Raw genomic sequence first — 23,906 nt, forward strand, 5'->3', positions numbered from 1 at the left:
CGCCGCGGCACTCCTAGATCACGAGGGACAACAGCAGGACGATGCCGCCGGCGACCACCGAGATGATCGTCTCCATGACGGACCAGGTCTTGATGTTCTGGCCGACGCTCAGCCCGAAGTACTCCTTCACCATCCAGAACCCGGCGTCGTTGACATGGCTGAAGAACAGCGAGCCGGCGCCGATGGCCAGGACGAGGAGGGCCGCGTGCGTGCTCGACATGTCGGCCGCGAGCGGGGCGACCAGACCGGCGGCCGAGACCGTGGCCACCGTCGCCGAACCGGTCGCGAGGCGGATCACCACCGCGATCAGCCACGCCAGCAGCAGCGCGGGGATCGCCCAGTCCTCGGAGATGTCCAGGACCATCTGGCCCACGCCGGTGTCGATCAGCGTCTGCTTGAAGCCGCCGCCCGCGCCGACGATCAGCAGGATGCCCGCGATGGGCATGAGGCTCTTCTCCACCAGCGGCGAGATCCGCTCCTTGGAGAACCCGGCGGGCCGCAGCAGCGTGAAGATGCCGACCAGCACCGAGGCGAGCAGCGCGATCATCGGGGCACCGATCACGTCGAAGACGCGCTGGACGAGGTTCTCCGGGTCGTCGACGACGATGTCGACGAGCGCCTTGGCCAGCATGAGGATCACCGGCAGCAGGACCGTGAACAGCGTGGCGCCGAAGCCGGGGCGCCTGTCGAGTTCCTCGGAGGCGCGCTGGGGGATCATCTTCTCGGGGGCGGGGACGTCGACCCAGCGGGCCGCGTACTTCGAGAACACCGGGCCGGCGATGATCACGGTGGGGATGGCGACGAGGACACCGAGCGCCAGGGTGATGCCGAGGTCGGCGCCGACCGCGTCGATCGCGACCAGCGGGCCGGGGTGCGGCGGCACCAGGCCGTGCATCACGGACAGGCCCGCGAGCGCCGGGATGCCGATGCGCATCAGCGAGTAGTTGCCGCGCTTGGCGACCATCAGCACGACCGGGATCAGCAGCACTATGCCGACCTCGAAGAACAGCGGCAGCCCGATCACGGAGGCGATCAGCACCATCGCCCACGGCATCGACCGCCCGCCGGCCCGGTCGAGGATGGTGTCGACGATCTGGTCGGCGCCGCCGGAGTCGGCGAGCATCTTGCCGAGGATCGCCCCGAGGGCGATCAGCACACCGACGCCCGCGACCGTGGTGCCGAGGCCGGCGCTGAAGCTGGTGAGCACCTTGTCCAGCGGCGCCCCGGCGATCGCGCCGAGCGTAAGTGACCCGATGGTCAGTGCCAGGAAGGCGTGCAGCTTGAACTTCGTGATGAGCAGGACGATGACGGCGATGCCCGCCAGGACGGCGATGCCCAGCTGAGCGTGGCCGGCCGAGGTGATCGGCTCGGGTGCGTCCGCTGCCAGCATCTCGACACTGAGTCTGGTCACGGTGGGTTCCCTTGCGTTGGGGAGAAGGGGAGGGGGAGGGGAAACCGCCAGGGGCTACTGGACGGGCTCGGGGAGATCCCGCAGGGCGTGCGCCGCCCGCTCGGTGATCTCCTCCGGGCCGCCCGCGACGTCCACTGCGGCCCCCGCCTCGTCCGCCGCGAGGGGCTGGAGCGTGGCGAACTGGGAGTCGAGCAGCGCCGTGGGCATGAAGTGCCCCCGCCGGTGCGACATCCGGTCCTCGATCAGCGCGCGGTCACCCGTGAGGTGCACGAAGACCACGCCCGGGGCGGCGGCCCGCAGCCGGTCGCGGTACGACCGCTTCAGTGCCGAGCAGCTGACCACACCGCCCAGCCCGGCCCGCCCGTGCGCCCACTCGCCGATGGCGTCGAGCCAGGGCAGGCGGTCCTCGTCGGTGAGCGGGGTACCGGCCGACATCTTGGCGATGTTGGCCGGCGGGTGGAAGTCGTCGCCCTCGGCGTACGGAACGCCGAGCCGGGCCGCGAGCAGGGGACCGATGGTGGTCTTGCCGGTGCCCGCTACGCCCATGACCACGACGACATGGGGGGTGTTCATCGCTGCCTCACTGTCTGCTGTCCGAGGTCGACACGTGATGTCGACGCAACTGAAACCCATTAGGTACGACGAATTCAAGAGCTCGTGCTCAATAAGTCTGACTTTTTAGCTCCGTGATCTACCCCGTACGCTGAGTGCATGAGCACACCGGGCCGGGGCCTGCACGGCCATGTACTGGACACCCTCGGCCCCGAGATCACGGCGGGGGAGTACCCGCCGGGCAGCGTCCTGCGCACCGACGAGCTCGCCCAGCGTTTCGACGTGTCGCGCTCCGTGATGCGCGAGGCGGTCCGTGTCCTGGAGTCCATGTACCTGGTCGAGTCCCGCCGCCGCGTCGGCGTGACGGTCCGCCCGAAGTCCGAATGGAACGTATACGACCCGCAGGTCATCCGCTGGCGTCTGGCCGGCGCCGACCGTCCCCGGCAGCTGCGGTCCCTCACGGTGCTGCGCTCGGCGATCGAACCCGTCGCGGCAGGACTCGCCGCCCGGCACGCCACGTCCGAGCAGTGCGCGGAGCTCACCGAGTGCGCCCTCGGCATGGTCGCCCACTCACGCGGTCACAAACTGGAGGGGTACCTCCTCCACGACGTGGCCTTCCACCGCGTCATCCTGGCCGCCTCCGGCAACGAGATGTTCGCCCGCCTCGGCGACGTCGTCGCGGAGGTCCTGACCGGCCGCACGCAGCACGACGTGATGTTCGAGGACCCCGACCCCGCCGCCGTCACCCTGCACGTCCAGGTCGCCGAGGCGGTCCGCGCGGGCGACGCCGCCCGGGCGGAGCAGCTGACCCGCGAGATCACGGTCGGCGCCCTCCAGGAACTCGACATCCTGGCACCCTAGGCGGGGAACTCCCCGTCGACGTAGACCCACGCCCCGTCGACCCGCTCGAAGCTGCTCAGCTCGTGCAGGGACCCGCCCCGGTACGACGCCCGGAACTCCACGGTCCCGGCGGAGTGGAACGCGGATCCGCCACTCGTCCCGAGGATCTCCAGCCCGGTCCACCGCATCCCCGGATCCAGCTCCAGCGTCCCGGGCCGCGTCCGCGGATGCCAGGTCCGCAGCAGGTACCCGGCGTCGCCCTGCACGAAGGCGCAGTACCGCGACCGCATCAGCGCCTCGGCGGTCGGCGCGGCGGCGGCCCCGGAGTGGTAGCGGCCGCAGCACGCCTCGTAGGCCTGGGGGAGCCCGCAGGGGCAGGAACGCCTGGTCATGGTCACCTCTCCGCGACAACGCCTGAGGGCCGTGACCTCGCGGTCACGGCCCTCAGCCTCATGTGTCCGAGGGGGGACTTGAACCCCCACGCCCGATAAAGGGCACTAGCACCTCAAGCTAGCGCGTCTGCCATTCCGCCACCCGGACAAGGTGTCTGTCGCGTGGGTTCTCCCCGCGGCGACGACGTAAACATTACCAGGCTTTCCGGGGTGGCCGATCACCCCCCGGTGGCACCCCGGCGAGGCGTGAACGGCGTGTGACGGGCCGGGAGCGCTCTTGGGGTGCGGGCCGGGGAGAGGGAGGATGAGGGGGACCCACCAGCAGTGACACCGGGAGGAAGCACGTGAGCGAGACGGACACGGCCAGGAGCGTCACCGGCGAGGACGAGGTCGTGGACCTCTGCCGCGAGCTGATCCAGATCGACACCAGCAACTACGGCGACCACTCGGGTCCGGGCGAGCGCAAGGCGGCCGAGTACGTCGCCGAGAAGCTCGCCGAGGTCGGGCTCGAACCGCAGATCTTCGAGTCCCACCCGGGCCGCGCCTCCACGGTGGCCCGGATCGAGGGCGAGGACCCCTCCCGGCCCGCGCTCCTCATCCACGGCCACACCGACGTCGTGCCGGCCAACGCCGACGACTGGACCCACCACCCCTTCTCCGGTGAGGTTGCCGACGGCTGTGTGTGGGGCCGCGGGGCCGTGGACATGAAGGACATGGACGCGATGACCCTCGCGGTCGTCCGCGACCGGCTCCGCAGCGGGCGCAAGCCCCCGCGCGACATCGTCCTCGCCTTCCTCGCCGACGAGGAGGCGGGCGGCACGTACGGCGCCAAGCACCTCGTGCGCAACCACCCCGATCTGTTCGAGGGGGTCACCGAGGCGATCAGCGAGGTGGGCGGCTTCTCGTTCACGGTGAGCGAGCAGCGCCGGCTCTACATGATCCAGACGGCCGAGAAGGGCATGCACTGGATGAAGCTCACCGTGGCCGGCACCGCGGGGCACGGGTCGATGATCCACCGGGACAACGCGATCACCGAGCTGTCGGAGGCCGTCGCGCGGCTCGGGCGGCACAAGTTCCCGGTGCGGGTCACCAAGACCACCCGCGCCTTCCTCGACGAGCTCGGCGACGCGCTCGGCACCGAACTCGACCCGGAGGACATGGAGTCGACCCTCGTCAGGCTCGGCGGCATCGCGAAGTTCATCGGCGCGACCCTGAGCAACACGGCCAACCCCACCCAGCTCGGTGCCGGTTACAAGGTCAACGTCATCCCGGGCGAGGCGACCGCCCACGTCGACGGGCGGTTCCTGCCCGGACACGAGGAGGAGTTCCTCGCCGACCTCGACCGGATCCTCGGCCCGAACGTGCGCCGCGAGGACGTCCATGCCGACAAGGCCGTCGAGACCACCTTCGACGGGGCGCTCGTGGGGGCGATGCAGTCCGCGCTGCTCGCCGAGGACCCGACCGCCAAGGCGATCCCCTACATGCTCTCCGGCGGGACGGACGCGAAGTCCTTCGACGACCTGGGCATCCGGGGCTTCGGCTTCGTGCCGCTGAAGCTGCCGCCGGAGCTGGACTTCGCCGGCATGTTCCACGGCGTGGACGAGCGGGTGCCGGTGGAGGGCCTGCAGTTCGGCGTGCGGGTGCTCGACCGCTTCATCGACCTGTCCTGAGCCATCCCTGCGAAACGCCGGTATTCGGTCGCGCGTACGGAATCGACTGGGAAGAGTGAATGCGACCATAAGCTCGTAGCCTCATTACTCCAGCCTCGTTACAGGTAATGCGATCGCAAGATGGGTCGCTTTGCCAACTAGGAGGAATAATGATCAAGAAGGTCGTCGCTGCTGCGGCTGCCACCGGTGGGCTGGTTCTCGCGGGCGCGGGCCTGGCCGTCGCCGACTCGGGTGCTCAGGGTGCCGCCGTGCACTCCCCGGGCGTCCTGTCCGGCAACGTTGTCCAGGTGCCCGTTCACCTCCCGGTGAACGTCTGCGGCAACACGGTCTCCGTGATCGGGCTGCTGAACCCCGCCTTCGGCAACACCTGCATCAACAAGTGATGCTTTCCCCTCGCTGAGGGGAGTCCAAAGCCATCGGTCCCGGAGCGCGTGCCATGCGCTCCGGGACCGAACGCTTCTTTCGGGGAATTCGAGAAGAATTCGAGACAAGGTCGAAGGCAGGTATTCAGTAAATGCGACAGGTCACCCGCAAGGGTCTGATGACCGTGGCGGCCGCAACCGGCGTGATCGCCGCCGCGGGCGGCTCCGCGCACGCCGACTCGGGCGCCCAGGGTTCGGCGTCGGGCTCGCCCGGCGTGCTGTCCGGAAACTCGGTGCAGGCGCCGGTGCACGCACCGGTCAACGTGTGCGGCAACACGGTCAACATCGTCGGCGTGCTCAACCCGTCGGTGGGCAACTCGTGCGCCAACCAGGGCGGTGGATCGTCGTCGGGGGGACACGGCGAACACGGCGGCAAGGGCGGCTCCCACGCGGGCGGGCACGCCACCGACTCGCCCGGCGTCGGCTCGGGCAACCACGTCCAGGCGCCGGTCCACGTGCCGGTGAACGTCTGCGGCAACAGCGTCGACGTCATCGGCGTCGGCAACCCCAGCACGGGCAACGACTGCTCCAACGGCGGCGGCGGACAGCACGGCACCCCGCCCGGCGGCCACGAGCCGGGCCAGCCGGGCCAGCCGGGGAACCCCGGCGACCCGGGGAATCCCGGCGACCCGGGGACCCCCGGGAAGCCGGGTGAGCCCGGTAGCCCCGATGAGCCCGGTAACCCCGGTAACCCCGGTAACCCCGGCGATCCCGGCGATCCCGGCGATCCCGGCGAGCCCGGGCACCCCGGCACTCCGGGCACCCCGCCCTCCGCCGGTGGCGAGACCCCGGGCGGCTCCTCGCACGGCAACAAGCCGGGCGCCCAGTTCGTCACCCAGCCCGACGGCGAATCCCAGCTCGCCAGCACCGGCAGCGACCTGCCGCTCGGCTTCGCCCTCCCGGCCGGCGCGGGCGCGCTGCTCGCGGGCGCGATCCTCTACCGCAAGGCGCGCGCCTCCGCCTGAAACCCCCGCAAACGGAGCGGGCCCCGCCGATGCGGGGCCCGCTCCGTCATGCGCCTTCTTCCCGTGCCCCGTCCCAGCTCACCACGTGGCCCGCGCCTGGCGGATGATCCGCCGGCGCAACCGCACCCTGCGGCTGCCGTCGCGCAGCAGGCTCAGACGGTACAACTCCCAGTGTCCGTACTCCGCGTGGTCCGTCAGCAGACGTGCCGTTTCCTTGCGGGAGACCCCACGAGGTACGTACACGTCGACAAATTCGTATTCCGGCATCGCATCTATTGTGCGGGCTGGGGCCTGGTACGGATAGCGTCTGCACTATGTCTGATGCTGCGCAGTCCACCGCTGCCGAGGTACGCGCCGCCGCCGAGGCGGTCAAGACCGCGCTCGACCGCCACCTGGCCGCGGTCGAACGCAGGTCGGGAGAGGACGACCCGGCCGTCTACGAGGCGTTCAACCAGCTCGCCGCGGCCGCAGAGGTGTACGACGAACTGCTCTACGACCGCTACGACGAGGTCACCCCCTTCGAGATCCCCGGTGCGGAGGACGCGCTGCCCCCGTACGCGGGCCCCGAGGAACCGAACGCGCTGAGCGTGCTGATCCGCCGCGACTACGCCGTCGCCGAACCCCAGCGCCTGCTGTCGCAGGCACAGCGGATCGAGGCGGCGGAGGGTGAGGACGGCGCCCCGGCCTCCGGGACGGTGCACGGCGCGCTCGGGCTGCTCTTCGGCGAGTTCGAGCCCGACGAGATCGCCTCCCGGCACAAGGAGTTCGGGCTGGAGGAGGGCGACTCCACGCTCTGGGTGACGGCGGCGGACGAACCGGCCGAGCCCGGCGAGTGGCTGGAGGCACCGTTCGAGCAGGCTGACCCGCAGCAGGTGGTCTGCCGCTTCGACGTCAGCGCCGTCTTCGACGACGAGATCGACGACGATGACGAGGATGACGAGGACACGGACGGACTCGCGGACGAGCTCGACGGCGTCCTCGACGAGGACGAGGACCTGGAGCCGCTGGACGCGGACCGCCGCTGAGCGCGCACGCCGACAGCCACGGGGGTGGTGGTCAAGGGCTCGGGCCCCTGACCACCACCCCCGTCACGTGCCGCTGATCTGCGGCGCCAGCAGCACCGGCAGCCGCGTCGTCCGCGGCTTCGCCGGAACCTCGGCCACCGCCCGGGGAAGCGCCTGCTCCACGCCGTGCACTACGGACAGATGCCGGTCGGCCCGCCCGAATGCCGTGTACACCCACGGCCGGCTGAGAGCCTGCGCCGCATCGCCGGGCAGCACCACGACCACCGCGGGCCACCGGCTCCCCACGGCCTGGTGCGCGGTGAGCGCCCATCCGTGCCGCACGGACTGCTCCACCCGTTCCTTCGGTACGACGACGGTCTCGCCCCCGCACGACAGATGCAGCCCCTCGGCGTCCGCCGTCACCACACGGCCCGGCAGCGCACGCCCCGGGGCGGGGGAGTGGACGATCCGGTCACCGGGGTCGAAGCCGCCGAAGCGGCCCGGGCCCGGATTGAGCCGTTCCTTCAGCGCCGCGTTGAGCGCACGCGTCCCGACCGCCCCGCCGTGCCCGGGGGTGATCACCTGGGTCTCCTCGGCCGGTACCCCGATGGCGCGCGGCACCGAGTCCACGACGAGCTGCACCGTCCGGTGCACCGCCTCGCCCGCGTCCCGCACCGGCACGATCACGACCTCCTTGCCAGGGGCCTCGACCTGGTTCAGCTCGCCGATGCCGATACCGGAGACCAGCTCGCCCAGCGGCCCTGGATCCGGCCGGCGCGAGGCCACTTGGGGGCAGATGCGCGCCGCGAGCAGATCCGCAAACACCCGCCCCGGCCCCGCGGACCAGAGCACCGCCGGATCGCCGGCCAGCACCAGCCGCGCCCCGTCCGGCAGCGACTCGGTCAGCAGAGCCGCCGTCTCGACATCCAGCTGCGGCGCGTCGAGCACGACCAGCAGATCGAGATCGAGGGCCCCGTCCCGGTCCCGGCCCGGCCCTTCGAGGCCGGCGAGCAGCCCGGAGACGGTGGCGACGGGGGAGTCGCCGGGTACCTCGTCGGCCTGCCCCGGGGCGTCCGCCCCGGGGCAGGCCGCCCCCTGGCCGGAGCGCCGCAGCAGAGCCGCGAAACGGTTGCGGCCGATCGGCCCGTGCGTGGCCGCCCAGGCCCGCAGGCCGAGCGAGCGCGCGGCGGTCAGCAGGGCCGCGGGCTCGGCCAGCGACGCCTCCCCGCCGGTGTGCAGCACCAGGCCCTGACCGGCGACCGCGCGGATCAGCTCCGCCGCCGAGCCCTGGGCCGCGGCGGCGGCCCGCTCCCATTCCTCGGCCGAACCGTCCTGCTTGGGCGTCGAGTTGACCAGCCGGGCCAGCCCGTCGGCCAGGCTCTCCTCCGCCATCGCGTACCGCTCCAGGCCGAGCAGGACACGGACCGGACGCTCCTGGTCCTCCTCCGCTCCTTCCCCGTCCGCCGGGGCGGAGGCGGGGGAGCCGGCCTCGCTCTCCAGGGCGTCCTGGAAGACCAGGGCCTCACCCTCGGCGATCGCGTCCTGCACGGCGCTGTCGGGCTCCGGCACACCACGCTGGGCGAGGGCCGCGAGGAGGGCGGGCATCTCCAGGACGGTGTGCCCGGCCAGCGCCGCCTGCTCCAGGAGCCAGCCGGTGACGGCCCGGCCCCGCCGCGCGTCGTCCGGGCCGCACTCGGCGCCGAGCAGGGCCCGGGCGAAACCGTCGGCCTGCTCGGGCCGCACCCCGGCGATCCGCAGCAACTGCCAGGGGTCGGCGCGCAGCTGTTCGTCCGCGCCCTCGCCGAGAACCGCGGCGGCCTGCGGCGCGAGCACCTCCGGGGCGCCGCCCTCGCCGAGCACCTGCCGCACGGCCCGGACCGCCTCCGGGGCGGGGCCCGCCGGCACGGGGACGGGCTCGGGCGCCACCGGCCGCGGTCGCCGCTCCGGCTCGGGAGCGGAGCGCCGGGGGGCGGGGGGCGGCTCTTCGAACACTGTCGCCGACGGCTTCTCGCCGCTCTCGACGGCCCGTACGGCCGCCAGCAGATCGGCGGCCTTGCCGCTCAGCTTGGTGCCGCTCGCGATCGGCGCCTTCTTCTCGGCCTTGCGCTGCTCGATGCGCTCCCGCTCGACCTGCTGGGCCCGCAACTCGGCCTCGGCCTCGGACACCTGCGGGGTACCGGCGTCACCGCCCTCGGCGTCCGCCGCCTGCCCGGTGTCGGCTGGGGTTCCCTCCTCTGAGGCAGCCTGCCCGGTGTCGGCCGGGGCGTTCTCCGAGCCGGCCAGGGCTTCCTCCGCGGATGCCGGGCGCGCGGCGCCGGTCTCATCATCCCCGGTCCCGCTCCCGGTCCCACCGGCCGATGAGCTCCCGGCGCCCGGCGCCCCCGCCTCGGCGTCCTCCGTGGTCTCGGGCTCCGTGCTCACAGCGTGCTCCAGTCGTGATCGGGATAGCGGTGCACGGGCGCCGACACATCGTCGAGCGCCCGGCAGATCTCGTCAGGAAGACTAAGGGTCTCCACTGACAACGCCGCCGTGAGCTGCTGCGCGTTGCGCGCGCCGACGATCGGCGCGGCCACCCCGGGCCGGTCGCGGACCCACGCCAGGGCCACCTGGAGCGGCGTCACCGCGAGCCCGTCGGCCGCGGTCGCCACGGCGTCCACGATGCGGCTCGCCGTGTCGTCGAGATACGGCGCGACGAACGGCGCGAGGTGCTCCGAAGCGCCGCGCGAGTCCGGCGGCATCGTCTCGCCCCGGTACTTCCCCGTCAGTACCCCGCGCCCGAGCGGCGAGGACGGCAGCAGACCTATGCCCAGTTCGAGCGCGGCCGGCAGCACCTCGCGTTCGACACCGCGTTGCAGCAGGGAGTACTCCAGCTGCGTACCGGCCAGCCGGGTCCGGGCTCCGGGGGCCGCCAGCTGCCAGGTCGCGGCGCCGGCCAGCTGCCAGCCGCAGAAGTTGGACACGGCGGCATAGCGGGCCCGCCCGCTGGAGACCGCGAGGTCGAGAGCCTGGAGGGTCTCCTCCAGCGGGGTGTCCGGGTCGAACGCGTGCACGTGCCACAGGTCGACGTAGTCCGTGCCGAGCCGGGAGAGCGAACCGTCCAGCGCGGAGAGCAGATGGCCGCGGGAGCAGTCGAAGCGGCGCTCGGGGTCCGGCACGCTGCCTGCCTTGGTCGAGATGACCAGGTCACGGCGGGGCACCAGGCCGTCCATGAGCCTGCCGAGCAGGTACTCGGCGTCCCCGTCGCCGTACACGTCCGCGGTGTCGACGAGGGTCCCGCCCGCTTCCCAGAACGTCTTCATCAGGTCCGCGGCGTCGTGCTCGTCGGTGTCCCGCCCCCAGGTCAGGGTGCCGAGCCCGATCCGGGACACACGAAGGCCGGTGCGGCCGAGATGCCTCTGCTCCATGAACGCCGAGATTACTGGCCAGAACCTGTGCTGTGGGTGCCTGTGGACGACGGATTTCCGGGTGCGGCCGGTCCGTCGCCCCGAGCCGGCCGCGGCCCGTCGTCCTCGGTCAGCACCTGCCGTCCGACACCTGAAGCCCCTTGTTCGCACCCGCCGTCCGGCTCACGATGGCCGGCACGCAGCCTGCCGCGTCGAGAGCGTGGGAGTAGGGGATGGACACCGTGGTGTTCGACTTCGGTTCGGGGCCGGCCGGGCGGTTCTCGCTGCCCGGGGCGGACCAGGTGACGTTGTCGAAGATGTTGCCGCCGACCTGCCAGTAGCCGGCCTGGTCGGTGTAGAAGGTGCCCAGGACGTCCTTGGAGTCCTCGAAGTAGTTGTTGTCCACCTTGGCGCGGGCGCCGGCCCGGGAGTTGATGCCGGAGTCGTTGAGGCGCACGTAGTGGTTGTTGTACATGTGCGCGATGCCGCCGCGCAGCAGCGGGGCCCGGGAGTCGATGTTCTCGTACCGGTTGTGGTGGTACGTGATGTAGCCGTTCGACCGGTCGCTCTCGCTGTTGCCGACCAGGCCGCCGCGGCCGGAGTTGCGCAGGACGCTGTAGGACAGCGTGACGTACTGGGTGTTGTCCTTGAGGTCGAACAGGCCGTCGAAGCCCTCCGACTCGCCGCCCGACGCCTCCAGGGTGGTGTGATCGATCCAGACGTTGCGGACGTTGCGCTCGATGCCGATGGCGTCCCCGCCGTTCGACGTGGGGGAGCCCGACTTCCTGACGTTCCGGACGGTCACGTTCTGGACGATGATGTTCTTCGATTCGCGGATGTGGATGCCCACTTGGTCGAAGAGGGCGCCGCTGCCGACTCCCACGAGGGTCACGTTGCTGACCTTCTTGAGCTCGATCACGCCGTCTGCGGTGTCGCAGCCGGCGCCGGAGACCTTCTTGGTGTTGGCGTGGTTGACGGTCCCGGTGACCTCGATGGTGATCGGGGTGCTGGTGCTCGCCCGGCCGCAGAGGGCCTGGTGGATCGCGGTTCCCGTCGTCGCCCGGATCGTCTGGCCTCCGGCGCCGCCCGTGGTCCCGCCGTTCTGGGTCGCGTAGCCGGTGGCGCCGCCGGTCGCCGCCGCGGCCTCGGGCATCGACACGAGTGTGCCGGTCGCGGCGGCGAGGGCCATCGTGGCCAGGGTCGCGTGGAGCCTCAGGGGAAGTGCTCGCTTCATCGGTGCCTCTCCGTTCGACTGCGGAAGGTGGAGGACGGAAAGCGCTTTCCCGCGAAAGGTAAGGACTGGTCGTGGACGCGTCAATGGTCGTGTCCATGATTTCTGTTCAAGCATCTAAACGACAGACCGGCGGTGGCCGTGTACCTCGCCCCGGCCCCCGCGCTAAGGTCTCCGCACAAGGCACGTTACTGATCAGTAAGGGGATGCGGCATGCAGCTCGGTATCAACCTCGGCTACTGGGGTGCCGGAATGGACGCGGACAACCTGGCCGTCGCCCAGGAGGCCGACCGCCTCGGATACGCCGTCTGCTGGGCCGCCGAGGCCTACGGCTCCGACGCCGCCACCGTACTGAGCTGGGTCGCCGCCCAGACCGAGCGCATCGACGTCGGCTCCGCCATCTTCCAGATCCCGGCCCGCCAGCCCGCGATGACGGCCATGACCGCCGCCACCCTCGACTCCCTCTCCGGCGGCCGCTTCCGCCTCGGCCTCGGCGTCTCCGGCCCGCAGGTCTCCGAGGGGTGGTACGGCGTCAAGTTCGACAAGCCGCTGGCCCGCACGCGTGAGTACGTCGAGATCGTCCGCAAGGCCATGACCCGCGAGCGCCTGTCGTACGAGGGCCGGCACTGGACGCTGCCCCTGCCCGGCGGCCCGGGCAAGCCGATCAAGCTGACCGTGCACCCGCAGCGCGAGCACATCCCGCTGTACATCGCCGCGATCGGCCCGAAGAACCTGGAGCAGACCGGCGAGATCGCCGACGGCGCCCTGCTGATCTTCCCCTCCGCCGAGCACCTGGAGGACACCACGATCAAGCACCTGCGCGCCGGGCGCGAGAAGGCCGGCAAGACCCTCGACGGGTTCGACGTCTGCCCGACCCTGCCGCTCGCCGTCGGCGACGACAAGGACGTGGCCACGCTCGCCGACACCTTCCGCCCCTACACCGCGCTGTACGTCGGCGGCATGGGCAGCCCCAAGCAGAACTTCTACAACCAGCTCGCCCAGCGCATGGGCTACGAGCAGGAGGCCGCCGAGATCCAGGGCAAGTACCTCTCCGGCGACAAGCAGGGCGCCGCGGCCGCCGTGCCGCACGACCTGATCGACAAGACGACCCTGCTCGGTTCCGTGGACCGGATCGCGGACCGGATGAAGGCCTACGCCGCGGCCGGGGTCACCACCCTGTCCCTCGCGCCGGCGGGCTTCACGCTCGACGAGCGGCTCGCGTCCCTGCGGGCCGGTACGGAGGCCCTGGAGCGGGCCGGACTCGCCTAGAGGTTTCAGCGGCCGTGGTGGGGGCTCGGGGGGTCTTCCCCGCCACGGCCGTCACGCGGAACAACGCGCCGGGCCGCCGGCGGTTACGGCAGACCGCCTCTCACCGGTCCGGCGCGCCGCCCCGGTCGTCCTCCATTCGGCGGAGTTGTCCCTCACACCTGTTGCAGCACCCTGCGCCCCGCACTTGACTCGTTCTTCGCGGAAACCTGCGGAACGCCGCAGAACGCCCACGCGCGCGGGAGAGGTGCCCACGATGCTTTCGGCCAAGAGTCTGTTCCAGGAGATCCTCGACAACGACGAGTCCTTCGCCCTGTTCTGCTCCGTCGCCGCGAGCGGCGAGACCCAGGGCGGCTGGGAGAACGCCCGGATCGCCGAGCTCGTGCCCGAGGCCGAGCGTGAACTCGCCCCCAAGATCAGCCGGCACGGCTCCGACGAGGACAAGCACGGCCGGATCTTCAACGCCCTGATGAAGAAGCGCGGCATCGACCCCGTCCCGGTCCCGCCGGAGACCGACTACACCATGCTCCTGGAGAAGAACGGCATCGGCCTCGCCCACGCCCGGCTGAACCGCGACGAGCGGCTCACGGTCCAGGACATCGTCACCTACCTCTCGCACAGCAGAGTCACCGAACAGCGCGCCTCCGAGCAGATGAACCTGCTCCGCAAGCACTTCGGCGACCACCCCGACATCGGCCGCGCGGTCAAGCAGATCTCGGGCGACGAGGACAACCACCTCGCCTACTGCCACGAGGAGCTGCTGCGCTTCGCCTACGCGGGCCACGGCCGGGCCATCCAGCGCACCCTGCGCGAGTGCGCACTCGCCGAGATCCGGATCTACCGGGACGTCAGCCTCGCCGTGATGGCGCACATGGGCCGCATCCTCGGCTGGTCCAAGGCCAAGTCGGCGGTGCTCGTGGCGGGCATCCACGCGGTGTACGCCTACGAACGCATGGGCGGCTGGCGCCGGATGGTGTCGCTGACGACGCCCGAGCGCCGCAACGCCCTCGGCGGCCCCGCCTCTCCGGAACCCGAGTTCGCCTGAGCCCGCCCGGCTACAGCCACCCGCGGCGCTTGAACAGCCGGAAGACCCCGATCTCCAGGACGGCCATCAGAACCAGCAGTGCCGGATAGGACCAGACCCAGCGCAGCTCCGGCATGTGCTCGAAGTTCATGCCGTAGATCCCCGCCAGCATGGTGGGGATCGCGGCCATGGCCGCCCAGGCGGAGATCTTGCGCATGTCGTCGTTCTGCCGGACGCTCATCTGCGCCAGATGCGCCGAGAGGATGTCCGACACCAGCCGGTCCAGGTTCTCCACGGACTCGTTCACGCGCGTGAGGTGGTCGTTGACGTCGCGGAAGAACGGCCGGGCCCGGTCGTCCACGAACGGCACGGCCACCCCCGTCGGCGCCGTGCCCGCCAGCCGGCTCATCGGCGGGGCCAGCGGCCCGGTCGCCCGGCGGAACTCCAGGACCTGCCGCTTGAAGTCGTAGATCCGGGACGCCGTGTTCCGGGACCCCCCGCCGTCCGGCGAGAACACCTCCGCCTCCAGCCCCTCCAGGTCGGTCTGCAACTCGGTCGCCACGTCCAGGTAGTGGTCGACGGTGGCGTCGGCGACCGCGTACAGCACGGCCGTCGGGCCTTTGACGAGCAGCTCCGGCTCCTGCTCCAGCCGCCGGCGCACCGCCTTGAGGGGGGAGCCCTCGCCGTGCCGGACGGTCACCACGAACGAGTCGCCCAGGAAGATCATGATCTCGCCGGAGGAGACGGTGTCGCTCTGCGGTTCGTACGCCACCGGCTTGAGCACCACGAAGAGCGAGTCGTCGTACACCTCCAGCTTGGGCCGCTGGTGGGCCTTCAGGGCGTCCTCGACGGCCAGCGGATGCAGCCCGAACTCCCGGGTCACATGGTCGAACTCGCCCTCCGTCGGTTCGTGCAGCCCGATCCACACGAACCCGCCCGCCGTGCGGGCCTCACCCAGGGCGTCGGAGAGGTCCTCGGGACCTTCCGTCCGCTGTCCTTCGCGGTAGATGGCACAGTCCACGATCACGAAGCGAGTCTCCCGTCACTCGAACGACACCACACGCGCGCGTGCGCCTACGCTGGAGCGCATGCCCACGCTGATCCTGGTCAGGCACGGACGCTCCACCGCCAACACCGAGGGACTGCTCGCCGGCTGGACGCCCGGCGTCGCCCTCGACGAGCGCGGCGCCGCACAGGCCGCCGCGCTCCCCGGGCGGCTGGCCGGACTGCCCCTCGCCGAAGTCGTCACCAGTCCGCTCCAGCGCTGCCAGGAGACGATCCGGCCGCTGCTCGACGCCCGGCCGGAACTGAGCCCGCACACCGACGAGCGCATCGGCGAGTGCCACTACGGCGACTGGTCCGGACGCAAGCTCGCCGAGCTCAAGGACGAGCCCCTGATGGAGGTGGTGCAGGCGCACCCCTCCGCGGCGGCCTTCCCCGGCGGCGAGTCCATGCGGTCCATGCAGACGCGCGCCGCAGAGGCCGTCCGCGAGTGGAACGCGCGCGTGGAGCGCGACCACGGCGCCGACTCCGTCTACCTCATGTGCTCGCACGGCGACATCATCAAGTCGCTCATCGCGGACGCCCTCGGACTTCACCTGGACCTCTTCCAGCGGATTTCCGTCGAACCGTGTTCCATCACCGCGATCCGTTACACCCGACTGCGGCCGTTTCTCGTCCGGCTCGGTGACACCGGCGACTTCACCTCCCTCGTGCCGCGCGAGGAGCCGCCGGCCGGTGAGGCCGAAGTCGGGGGTGGTGCGGGCGCACCGTGATCGTTCGCCGCAGTAGGGTGAAGCGGTCGCAGCAGTGCCGTGGTCACACGGTTCCCACGATTCCAATGGAGACAGGACGTGTCCCGTCAGGTGTTCCTCTACGACCATCCGGAGCGTTTCGTGGCCGGTACGGTCGGACTGCCCGGGCGCCGTTCGTTCTTCCTCCAGGCTTCCGCCGGCTCCCGGGTGACCAGCGTGGCCTTGGAGAAGACCCAGGTCGCCGCCCTCGCCGAGCGCATGGACGAGCTGCTCGACGAGGTCGTACGCCGTAGCGGCGGCAGTGCCCACGTCCCCGCCGTCGCCCCCTCGGACACCGACACCGCCCCGCTGGACACCCCCATCGAGGAGGAGTTCCGGGTCGGCACCATGGCCCTTGCCTGGGACGGCGACGAGCAGCTCATGATCGTCGAGGCGCAGGCGCTCGTGGAGCTCGACGCGGAATCCGAGGAGGACCTCGCCGAGGCCGAGGAGCGGCTGCTCCAGGACGAGGAGAACGGGCCCCCGATGCTGCGGGTCCGGCTCACCGGCGCGCAGGCCAGGGCCTTCGCCAAGCGCGCTCTCGACGTCGTCAACGCCGGGCGGCCGCCGTGCCCGCTGTGCAGCCTCCCGCTCGACCCGGAAGGACATGTATGTCCGCGCCAGAACGGATACCGCCGCGGAGCGTGACACCTCCGGTGAACGCCGCCGAGCTGCTCGCCCGGGGCGAACTGACGGTGCGCGGACGCATCCGTGAGGCCTCCAACGCGGCCCTGTACTGCACGGTGTCCTACGACGGCGAGGAAGCGGCCTGCATCTACAAGCCGGTCGCGGGGGAGCGGCCCCTGTGGGACTTCCCCGACGGGACGCTGGCCCAGCGCGAGGTCGCCGCGTACGAGGTATCCGAGGCGACCGGCTGGGGCCTCGTGCCGCCCACCGTGCTGCGCGACGGGCCCTACGGCGAGGGCATGTGCCAGCTGTGGGTCGAGGTGATGCCCGAGGCGGAACTGCTCGCCCTGGTCGACGGTGAGGAACCCGGGCCGGGCTGGAAGGCGGTCGGCTTCGCCGAGGTCGGCGAGGGACGCACCGCGCTGCTCGTGCACGCCGACGACGAACGGCTGCGGCGGCTCGCGGTCCTGGACGCGGTCATCAACAACGCCGACCGCAAGGGCGGACACCTGCTGCCCACCGGTGAGGGGCGGCTGTACGGCATCGACCACGGGGTCACGTTCAACGCCGAGAACAAGCTGCGGACCTTGCTGTGGGGATGGGCGGGGGAGCCGCTCACCGAGGAGGCCGCCGACGTCCTCGAAGGCCTCAGGAAGGGCCTGGCCGAGGGCGGGCTGCTCGCCGCGCGGCTCGAACCGCTGATCACCGGCGCCGAGATCGACGCCACCCGGGCCCGCGTCGGCGCCCTGCTCGCCTCGGGAACCCACCCGGAGCCGAGCGGGGAGTGGCCGGCGATTCCCTGGCCGCCCGTGTAGCAGCACAGGCGCCGGATCACCGCAAGAGCGCCTTCTCGGCCGAGTGGACCGCTCCCATTCGTATATGGAACTTCAGTCCGGTTAGGCTCAAGGCATGCATGCCTGGCCCGCTTCCGAGGTCCCCGCCCTGCCTGGTCAGGGCCGCGACCTGAGGATCCACGACACCGCGACCGGCGGCCTCGTCACCCTCGACCCCGGTCCCGTCGCCCGTATCTACGTCTGTGGCATCACCCCGTACGACGCCACGCACCTGGGACACGCGGCGACCTACAACGCGTTCGACCTCGTGCAGCGCGTGTGGCTCGACACCAAGCGGCAGGTTCACTACGTCCAGAACGTCACCGACGTCGACGATCCCCTCCTGGAGCGGGCACAGCGCGACGGCATCGACTGGGCCGCCCTCGCCGAGAAGGAGACGGCCCTCTTCCGCGAGGACATGACGGCCCTGCGGATGCTGCCGCCGCGGCAGTACATAGGCGCAGTCGAGGCCATACCCGGGATCGTCCCGCTCGTCGAGCGGCTCCGGGACGCCGGTGCCGCCTACGAACTGGACGGGGACGTCTACTTCTCCGTCGAGTCCGACCCGCACTTCGGCAAGGTCTCGAACCTCGACGCCGCGGCGATGCGGCTGCTGTCCGCTGAGCGCGGCGGCGACCCGGACCGCCCGGGCAAGAAGAACCCCCTCGACCCGATGCTGTGGATGGCGGCCCGTGAGGGCGAGCCCAGCTGGGACGGCGGCTCGCTCGGGCGCGGACGGCCCGGCTGGCACATCGAGTGCGTGGCCATCGCCCTCGACCACCTCGGGATGGGCTTCGACATCCAGGGCGGCGGCTCCGACCTGGCCTTCCCGCACCACGAGATGGGCGCCTCGCACGCCCAGGCCCTCACCGGCGAGTTCCCCATGGCCAAGGCGTACGTGCACGCCGGCATGGTCGCCCTGGACGGCGAGAAGATGTCCAAGTCCAAGGGCAATCTCGTCTTCGTCTCCAGGCTCCGGCACGAGGGCGTCGACCCGGCCGCCATCCGGCTCACGCTGCTCGCCCACCACTACCGCGCCGACTGGGAGTACACCGACCAGGTCCTCCAGGACGCCGTGGCACGGCTCGGCCGCTGGCGGGCAGCCGTGTCCCGGCCCGACGGGCCGCCGGCGGAGGCGCTCGTCGACGAGATCCGCGAGGCCCTCGCCGACGACCTGAACGCCCCTGCCGCACTCACCGCGGTCGACCGCTGGGTCGCGCTCCAGGAGCGCAGCGGCGGCACGGACATCGGCGCACCCGGGGTGGTCTCCCGGGCGGTGGACGCGCTGCTGGGCGTGGCGCTCTAGCCCGGGAACGGACGGAGGGGCGTCTCCCGGCCGGGAGACGCCCCTCTGGCGTTCGTACTGCGCCCTCAGTCCTCCGACGATTCCTCGTCGTCCGTGCCGGGCTTGGGCGGCTTCGGGGGGCGGGTGCGGCCGCTGGGGTTGTCCCGCAGGTACGAGGTGCTGTCGCTGCCGTCCGCCGTGGCGTGGCCGCCGGCCCCGGGTGGTCCGGCGCCGTCGTGGCGCCGCAGATAGCGCTCGAACTCCCGGGCGATGGCGTCGCCGGACGCCTCCGGCAGCTCGGCGGTGTCCCGGGCCTCCTCCAGCGACTGGACGTACTCGGCGACCTCGCTGTCCTCGGCCGCCAGCTGGTCCACGCCGACCTGCCAGGCGCGCGCGTCCTCGGGCAGCTCGCCCAGCGGGATGCGCACGTCGATCAGGTCCTCGAGACGGTTCAGCAGGGCCAGCGTGGCCTTCGGGTTCGGCGGCTGCGACACGTAGTGCGGCACCGCCGCCCACAGCGAGACGGCCGGGACGCCCGCGTGCGTGCACGCCTCCTGGAGGACGCCGACGATGCCCGTGGGGCCCTCGTACTTGGTTTCCTCCAGGTCCATGCGGCGCGCCAGGTCCGGGTCGGACGTCGTGCCGCTGATCGGAACCGGACGGGTGTGCGGGGTGTCGCCGAGCAGGGCGCCCAGGACGACCACCAGTTCCACGCCCAGTTCGTGGGCGAAGCCCAGCAGTTCGTTGCAGAACGAACGCCACCGCATGGACGGTTCGATGCCCCGCACGAGGACGAGGTCGCGCGGCTTCTCGCCGCCGACCCGGACCACCGACAGCCTGGTCGTGGGCCAGGTGATCTTGCGGACGCCCGCTTCCATGAACACCGTGGGGCGGTTGACCTGGAAGTCGTAGTAGTCCTCGGCGTCCAGCGCCGCGAAGACCTCGCCCTTCCATTCCCGGTCCAGATGCGCGACCGCGGTGGAGGCGGCGTCGCCGGCATCGTTCCAGCCCTCGAACGCGGCCACCATGACCGGGTCGACCAGCTCGGGAACCCCCTCGAGCTCGATCACCCAGCGCCTCCTTCCGACGTGCCCTCGCTTGACCACCCAACCTTACGGCGTGCCGCGGGGGCGCCCGCAGCCCCCTCGCGGGGGGAGTGCCCCCATCACTGCCCCGCGATCCGCCGCTGAACACCCCGGGTTCGTCCGGGCGGTCCGTGAGGTCCTGGTCACAGCGTGGAGCGCAGCCACTGCTCCACACTCGCGATGTGGACGGTCGCCCACGAGCGCGCCGCCTCGGCGTCCCGGTCGCGCAGGGCGGCGAGGATCGCCCGGTGCTCGCGCAGGGTCCGGGCGACGGCGTCCTCCTGGGTGAGGCCGCGCCAGATGCGGGCCCGGGTGGTGGGACCCGAGAGCCCGTCGAGCAGCGAGCACAGCACGGAGTTGCCCGAGCCGTGCACGATGCCCCGGTGGAACTCCAGGTCGCAGGCGACGAGATCCTCCACCGACGGGGTGTCGCCGAGCCTGTCCAGCTGGGCCGTCAGCGCGTCCAGCTGCTGCTCGCTGATCCGCGAGGCCGCCATCGCCGTCGCGGCCGGCTCCAGGATGCGGCGTACGGCCAGGAACTCCAGGACGGTGTCGTCGCGGTGGAAGTCGACGACGAAGCTCAGCGCCTCCAGCAGGAGTTGCGGGTCGAGGCTGGTGACGTACGTGCCGTCGCCCTGCCGCACGTCCAGGATCCGGATCAGCGACAGGGCCCGCACGGCCTCCCGCAGGGAGTTGCGCGACAGCCCGAGGTCGGCGGCGAGTTCGCTCTCCTTGGGCAGCCGGTCGCCCGGGCGCAGCGCGCCGGAGACGATCATTGACTTGATCTTCTCGATCGCCTCGTCGGTGACTGCCATGGCCGGCCTCCCAGTGCGTTCAAGACCTCCGACGTATCAGGTCATTATGGGGGCGCGGGAACGCGGAAGGGGCGGCTCCGTCGGCGTGGAGCCGCCCCTTCCGGATAACGGATCCCCCGTACCCGTGCCTACTTCTTGTCGAGCAGGTCCTGCACCTTGGCGCGGACGTCGTCCGTGGCGAGGCCGCGGATCGTCAGCGTGGTGCGGCGGCGCAGCACGTCGTCCTGCGTCTCGGCCCACTCGTGGTCCCGGGCCCAGACGACCTGGGCCCAGATCTCCGGGGCGTCGGGGTGGACGCGCTCGGCGAGCTCGGGGCTCTCGTTGGCCATGCGGGCGATGTCGAAGGCCAGCGAGCCGTAGTGCGTGGCCAGGTGCTTGGCCGTGTCGGCCGCCATGCGCGGGCCGGGCGCCGGGCGGTCGGTGAGCAGCCGGTGGGCGACCGCGCGCGGGTTGGCGATGCCGGGCAGCGGCAGCTTCTTCGGCAGCGCGCTGATCGGCTCGAAGTCGTCGCCCAGCGGGTGGCCCGGCAGCGCCTCCAGCTTCTTCATGATCGTCCGGCCGATGTGGCGGAAGGTGGTCCACTTGCCGCCCGCCACGGACAGCATGCCGCCCCGGCCCTCGGTCACGACCGTCTCGCGCTTGGCCTTGGCGGTGTCGCCGGGGCCGCCCGGCAGCACGCGCAGGCCGGCGAAGGAGTACGTGATGAGGTCGCGGCTCAGCTGCTGGTCGCGGACCGAGAAGGCGGCCTCGTCGAGGATCTGGGTTATGTCCTGCTCGGTGACCGAGACGTCCGCCGGGTCGCCCTCGAACACCTCGTCGGTGGTGCCGAGCAGCAGCATGTCCTCCCAGGGGAGGGCGAAGGTGATGCGGTACTTGTCGATCGGGGTGGCGAGCGCCGCCTTCCAGGGGGAGGTGCGCTTGAGGACCAGGTGCGCGCCCTTCGACAGGCGGATGGACGGCGCCGCGTCCGGGTTCTCCATCCTGCGCAGGTGGTCGACCCACGGGCCGGTCGCGTTCAGCACGAGCCGGGCGTTGACGCCGAACTCGTCGCCGGACAGACGGTCCTTCAGCTCGGCGCCGGTGACCCGGCCCTGCGTGAAGCGCAGGCCCGTCACCTCGGCGTGGTTGAGCACCACCGCACCGGCCTCGACGGCCCCGCGGACCGTCATCAGCGCCATGCGGGCGTCGTTCATCTGGTCGTCGCCGTAGACGGCCACGGCCTTGAGGTTCTCGGTGCGCAGCTCGGGCACGTCCTGCGCGGCCTTGGCCGGGGAGAGCAGGTGCCCGACGCCGTCACCGAACGCGGAGAGCGCGGAGTAGGCGAAGACGCCCGCGCCGAGCTTCGCCGCGCCGTGCGGCCCGCCCTTGTACACGGGGAGGTAGAACGTGAGCGGGTTCGCCAGGTGGGGAGCCACCTGGCGGGAGACCGCACGGCGCTCGAAGTGGTTCTCCGCCACCAGCTTCACCGCACCGGTCTGCAGGTAGCGCAGACCGCCGTGGAGGAGCTTGGAGGAGGCGGAGGACGTGGCGCCGGCGAAGTCGCCGGCGTCCACCAGAGCCACCCTGAGGCCGGACTGCGCGGCGTGCCAGGCGGTGGAGATGCCCAGGATGCCGCCGCCGATCACGAGAAGGTCGTACGACGCCTTGGAGAGCTGCTCCCTGGTCTCGGCTCGGCTCGGGTTCGAGCCGGAGGCCGGGTGCGTCCCCAGGGCAGGCACGGACTGCAGGGTGGACTTGGTGGTCATGCTGTTTCTTACTCCTCGTCCTCGAGCCAGCCCATGGTCCGCTCGACGGCCTTGAGCCAGTTCTTGTACTCACGGGCGCGGGTCTCCGCGTCCATGCGGGGGGTCCACTCGGCGGCCCGGCGCCAGTTGGCGCGCAGGTCGTCGGTGCTGTTCCAGAAGCCGACGGCGAGGCCGGCGGCGTAGGCGGCGCCGAGGCAGGTGGTCTCGGCGACCATCGGGCGCACCACGGGGGCGTCCACGAAGTCGGCGAGGGTCTGCATCAGCAGGTTGTTGGAGGTCATGCCGCCGTCGACCTTCAGGGCGGTCAGTTCCACGCCGGAATCCTTCGTCATGGCGTCGGCGATCTCCCGCGTCTGCCAGGCGGTGGCCTCCAGGACGGCGCGCGCGAGGTGCGCCTTGGTGACGTACCGGGTCAGACCGGCGATCACACCGCGGGCGTCGGAGCGCCAGTACGGGGCGAACAGACCGGAGAAGGCCGGCACGAAGTAGGCGCCGCCGTTGTCCTCGACGGACAGGGCGAGGGTCTCGATCTCCGCGGCGGTGGAGATCAGGCCCATCTGGTCGCGCATCCACTGCACCAGCGAACCGGTGACCGCGATCGAGCCCTCCAGGGCGTAGACCGTCTTCTGGTCGCCGATCTTGTAGCCGACCGTGGTCAGCAGGCCGCTGTAGGAGTTGATGATCTTGTCACCGGTGTTCATCACCATGAAGGTGCCGGTGCCGTAGGTCGACTTCGTCTCGCCCTCGGCGAAACAGGTCTGGCCGAACAGGGCGGCCTGCTGGTCGCCGAGCGCGGATGCGACCGGGATGCCGCCGAGCAGGTCGCCCAGCTTGCCGCCGGTGATCTCGCCGTAGACCTCGGCGGAGGACCGGATCTCGGGCAGGATCTGCTGCGGGACGCCGATGGACTCGCAGATCTTCTCGTCCCACTGCATGGTGTGCAGGTTCATGAGCATCGTGCGCGAGGCGTTGGTGACGTCGGTGACGTGCTTGCCGCCGTCGGTACCACCGGTCAGGTTCCAGATGACCCAGGTGTCCATGGTGCCGAAGAGGATGTCGCCCGCCTCGGCGCGCTCCTTCAGGCCGTCGACGTTGTCGAGCAGCCAGCGGGCCTTGGGGCCGGCGAAGTAGGAGGCGAGCGGCAGGCCCGTCTCGCGGCGGAAGCGGTCCTGGCCGACGTTGCGCCCGAGCTCGCGGCAGAGGGCGTCGGTGCGGGTGTCCTGCCACACGATGGCGTTGTGGACGGGCTCACCGGTGTTCTTGTCCCACAGCACGGTCGTCTCGCGCTGGTTGGTGATGCCGATGGCCTTGATGTCGTCCCGGGTGATGCCGGCCTTGGCGATGGCCCCGGCGACGACCTCCTGGACGTTCGTCCAGATCTCGGTGGCGTTGTGCTCGACCCAGCCCGGCTTCGGGAAGATCTGCTCGTGCTCCTTCTGGTCGACGGAGACGATCCGGCCGTCCCGGTCGAACACGATGCAGCGGCTGGAGGTGGTGCCCTGGTCGATGGCGGCGATGAAGGGGCCGGCGGTGTGCGCGTCGGTCACTGTGTGCTCCTGGTAA

At 71.4% G+C, this 23,906-nt stretch carries 22 protein-coding genes, 1 tRNA gene and 1 pseudogene; 11 read left to right on the forward strand and 13 right to left on the reverse strand.

Features of this window, described 5'->3' with window-relative positions:
* Positions 1 to 13: 13 nt before the first annotated feature.
* Both OO68_RS27550 and OO68_RS27555 read right to left on the reverse strand, forming a co-directional pair.
* Positions 14 to 1,411 carry a GntP family permease gene (locus tag OO68_RS27550; RefSeq protein ID WP_033311865.1) on the reverse strand — a complete coding sequence of 466 codons (1,398 nt, stop codon included), beginning with the start codon at positions 1,409 to 1,411 and terminating at the stop codon, positions 14 to 16.
* 54 nt (positions 1,412 to 1,465) lie between these two features.
* Positions 1,466 to 1,984, reverse strand: coding sequence for a gluconokinase (locus OO68_RS27555; protein ID WP_033311866.1), 519 nt, complete (start codon positions 1,982 to 1,984; stop codon positions 1,466 to 1,468).
* 138 nt (positions 1,985 to 2,122) lie between these two features.
* Between OO68_RS27555 and OO68_RS27560 the strand changes: the two genes are divergently transcribed.
* Positions 2,123 to 2,824, forward strand: a complete 702-nt coding sequence (locus tag OO68_RS27560) for a FadR/GntR family transcriptional regulator (RefSeq protein ID WP_033311867.1) — start codon at positions 2,123 to 2,125, stop codon at positions 2,822 to 2,824.
* Here OO68_RS27560 and OO68_RS27565 read toward each other — a convergent pair.
* Both OO68_RS27565 and OO68_RS27570 read right to left on the reverse strand, forming a co-directional pair.
* On the reverse strand, positions 2,821 to 3,195 hold the full coding sequence (locus OO68_RS27565) for a YchJ family protein (protein WP_033311868.1): 375 nt from the start codon (positions 3,193 to 3,195) through the stop codon (positions 2,821 to 2,823). The two genes, OO68_RS27560 and OO68_RS27565, sit on opposite strands and share 4 nt — an antisense overlap.
* A 63-nt stretch (positions 3,196 to 3,258) precedes the next feature.
* A tRNA-Leu gene (locus OO68_RS27570) sits at positions 3,259 to 3,343 on the reverse strand.
* Positions 3,344 to 3,539: 196 nt separating this feature from the next.
* Between OO68_RS27570 and OO68_RS27575 the strand changes: the two genes are divergently transcribed.
* The 3 genes from OO68_RS27575 to OO68_RS47195 all read left to right on the forward strand — a co-directional run bounded on the left by OO68_RS27575 (position 3,540) and on the right by OO68_RS47195 (position 6,252).
* Entirely contained in the window at positions 3,540 to 4,865 is a 1,326-nt protein-coding gene (locus OO68_RS27575) for a M20/M25/M40 family metallo-hydrolase (protein ID WP_033311869.1), read from the forward strand.
* A 149-nt stretch (positions 4,866 to 5,014) separates the two neighbouring features.
* The gene (chpH, locus tag OO68_RS27580; protein ID WP_033311870.1) at positions 5,015 to 5,248 is read left to right on the forward strand and encodes a chaplin ChpH; all 234 of its coding nucleotides are present in this window, start codon (positions 5,015 to 5,017) and stop codon (positions 5,246 to 5,248) included.
* A 131-nt stretch (positions 5,249 to 5,379) separates the two neighbouring features.
* The gene (locus OO68_RS47195) at positions 5,380 to 6,252 is read left to right on the forward strand and encodes a chaplin (protein WP_033311871.1); all 873 of its coding nucleotides are present in this window, start codon (positions 5,380 to 5,382) and stop codon (positions 6,250 to 6,252) included.
* A 78-nt stretch (positions 6,253 to 6,330) separates the two neighbouring features.
* On the opposite strand, the gene OO68_RS27590 is transcribed toward OO68_RS47195, so the two are convergent.
* A complete protein-coding gene (locus OO68_RS27590) occupies positions 6,331 to 6,519 on the reverse strand; it encodes a DUF5703 family protein (protein WP_033311872.1) in 189 nt (62 codons plus the stop codon).
* 47 nt (positions 6,520 to 6,566) lie between these two features.
* On the opposite strand from OO68_RS27590, the gene OO68_RS27595 reads away from it, so the two are divergent.
* Entirely contained in the window at positions 6,567 to 7,277 is a 711-nt protein-coding gene (locus tag OO68_RS27595; protein WP_033311873.1) for a hypothetical protein, read from the forward strand.
* A gap of 63 nt (positions 7,278 to 7,340) precedes the next feature.
* Here the strand turns inward: OO68_RS27595 and OO68_RS27600 are convergent, their stop codons facing one another.
* From OO68_RS27600 to OO68_RS27610, 3 genes and pseudogenes are all read right to left on the reverse strand, one after another.
* Positions 7,341 to 9,677: a helix-hairpin-helix domain-containing protein gene (locus OO68_RS27600; RefSeq protein WP_033311874.1), complete on the reverse strand. Its 2,337-nt coding sequence runs from the start codon at positions 9,675 to 9,677 to the stop codon at positions 7,341 to 7,343.
* Entirely contained in the window at positions 9,674 to 10,660 is a 987-nt protein-coding gene (locus OO68_RS27605; RefSeq protein WP_033311875.1) for an aldo/keto reductase, read from the reverse strand. The genes OO68_RS27600 and OO68_RS27605 overlap by 4 nt, the downstream gene beginning before the upstream one ends.
* Positions 10,661 to 10,772: 112 nt before the next feature.
* Positions 10,773 to 11,873, reverse strand: a pseudogene (locus OO68_RS27610) (pectate lyase family protein); the annotation flags it as partial.
* Between the two features lie 210 nt (positions 11,874 to 12,083).
* On the opposite strand from OO68_RS27610, the gene OO68_RS27615 reads away from it, so the two are divergent.
* The gene (locus OO68_RS27615) at positions 12,084 to 13,139 is read left to right on the forward strand and encodes an LLM class F420-dependent oxidoreductase (RefSeq protein ID WP_033311877.1); all 1,056 of its coding nucleotides are present in this window, start codon (positions 12,084 to 12,086) and stop codon (positions 13,137 to 13,139) included.
* Between the two features lie 253 nt (positions 13,140 to 13,392).
* Positions 13,393 to 14,181, forward strand: coding sequence for a hypothetical protein (locus OO68_RS27620; protein WP_033311878.1), 789 nt, complete (start codon positions 13,393 to 13,395; stop codon positions 14,179 to 14,181).
* A 10-nt stretch (positions 14,182 to 14,191) separates the two neighbouring features.
* Here the strand turns inward: OO68_RS27620 and OO68_RS27625 are convergent, their stop codons facing one another.
* Complete coding sequence (locus OO68_RS27625) at positions 14,192 to 15,187, reverse strand: magnesium and cobalt transport protein CorA (protein WP_033311879.1); 996 nt, start codon at positions 15,185 to 15,187, stop codon at positions 14,192 to 14,194.
* A 61-nt stretch (positions 15,188 to 15,248) separates the two neighbouring features.
* Here OO68_RS27625 and OO68_RS27630 point away from each other — a divergent pair, with 61 nt between their 5' ends.
* The 4 genes from OO68_RS27630 (at position 15,249) to mshC (ending at position 18,719) form a co-directional block, all read left to right on the forward strand.
* On the forward strand, positions 15,249 to 15,935 hold the full coding sequence (locus tag OO68_RS27630; protein ID WP_033311880.1) for a histidine phosphatase family protein: 687 nt from the start codon (positions 15,249 to 15,251) through the stop codon (positions 15,933 to 15,935).
* Between the two features lie 78 nt (positions 15,936 to 16,013).
* A complete protein-coding gene (locus tag OO68_RS27635) occupies positions 16,014 to 16,601 on the forward strand; it encodes a DUF3090 domain-containing protein (RefSeq protein ID WP_033311881.1) in 588 nt (195 codons plus the stop codon).
* Complete coding sequence (locus tag OO68_RS27640; protein WP_033311882.1) at positions 16,565 to 17,395, forward strand: SCO1664 family protein; 831 nt, start codon at positions 16,565 to 16,567, stop codon at positions 17,393 to 17,395. The genes OO68_RS27635 and OO68_RS27640 overlap by 37 nt, the downstream gene beginning before the upstream one ends.
* A gap of 94 nt (positions 17,396 to 17,489) precedes the next feature.
* Positions 17,490 to 18,719 (forward strand): cysteine--1-D-myo-inosityl 2-amino-2-deoxy-alpha-D-glucopyranoside ligase, encoded by a 1,230-nt coding sequence (gene mshC / locus OO68_RS27645; RefSeq protein ID WP_033311883.1) that lies wholly within the window; start codon positions 17,490 to 17,492, stop codon positions 18,717 to 18,719.
* A 65-nt stretch (positions 18,720 to 18,784) separates the two neighbouring features.
* Here the strand turns inward: mshC and OO68_RS27650 are convergent, their stop codons facing one another.
* The 4 genes from OO68_RS27650 to glpK form a co-directional block, all read right to left on the reverse strand.
* Complete coding sequence (locus tag OO68_RS27650) at positions 18,785 to 19,768, reverse strand: PAC2 family protein (protein ID WP_033311884.1); 984 nt, start codon at positions 19,766 to 19,768, stop codon at positions 18,785 to 18,787.
* Positions 19,769 to 19,926: 158 nt separating this feature from the next.
* Positions 19,927 to 20,598 carry a FadR/GntR family transcriptional regulator gene (locus OO68_RS27655; RefSeq protein ID WP_033311885.1) on the reverse strand — a complete coding sequence of 224 codons (672 nt, stop codon included), beginning with the start codon at positions 20,596 to 20,598 and terminating at the stop codon, positions 19,927 to 19,929.
* 128 nt (positions 20,599 to 20,726) lie between these two features.
* Complete coding sequence (locus OO68_RS27660) at positions 20,727 to 22,343, reverse strand: glycerol-3-phosphate dehydrogenase/oxidase (RefSeq protein WP_033311886.1); 1,617 nt, start codon at positions 22,341 to 22,343, stop codon at positions 20,727 to 20,729.
* An 8-nt stretch (positions 22,344 to 22,351) separates the two neighbouring features.
* Positions 22,352 to 23,890: a glycerol kinase GlpK gene (glpK, locus tag OO68_RS27665; protein WP_033311887.1), complete on the reverse strand. Its 1,539-nt coding sequence runs from the start codon at positions 23,888 to 23,890 to the stop codon at positions 22,352 to 22,354.
* Positions 23,891 to 23,906: the final 16 nt, after the last annotated feature.

Origin of the sequence: Streptomyces iakyrus, assembly GCF_000717055.1 — a bacterium.
GTDB lineage: Bacteria > Actinomycetota > Actinomycetes > Streptomycetales > Streptomycetaceae > Streptomyces > Streptomyces iakyrus.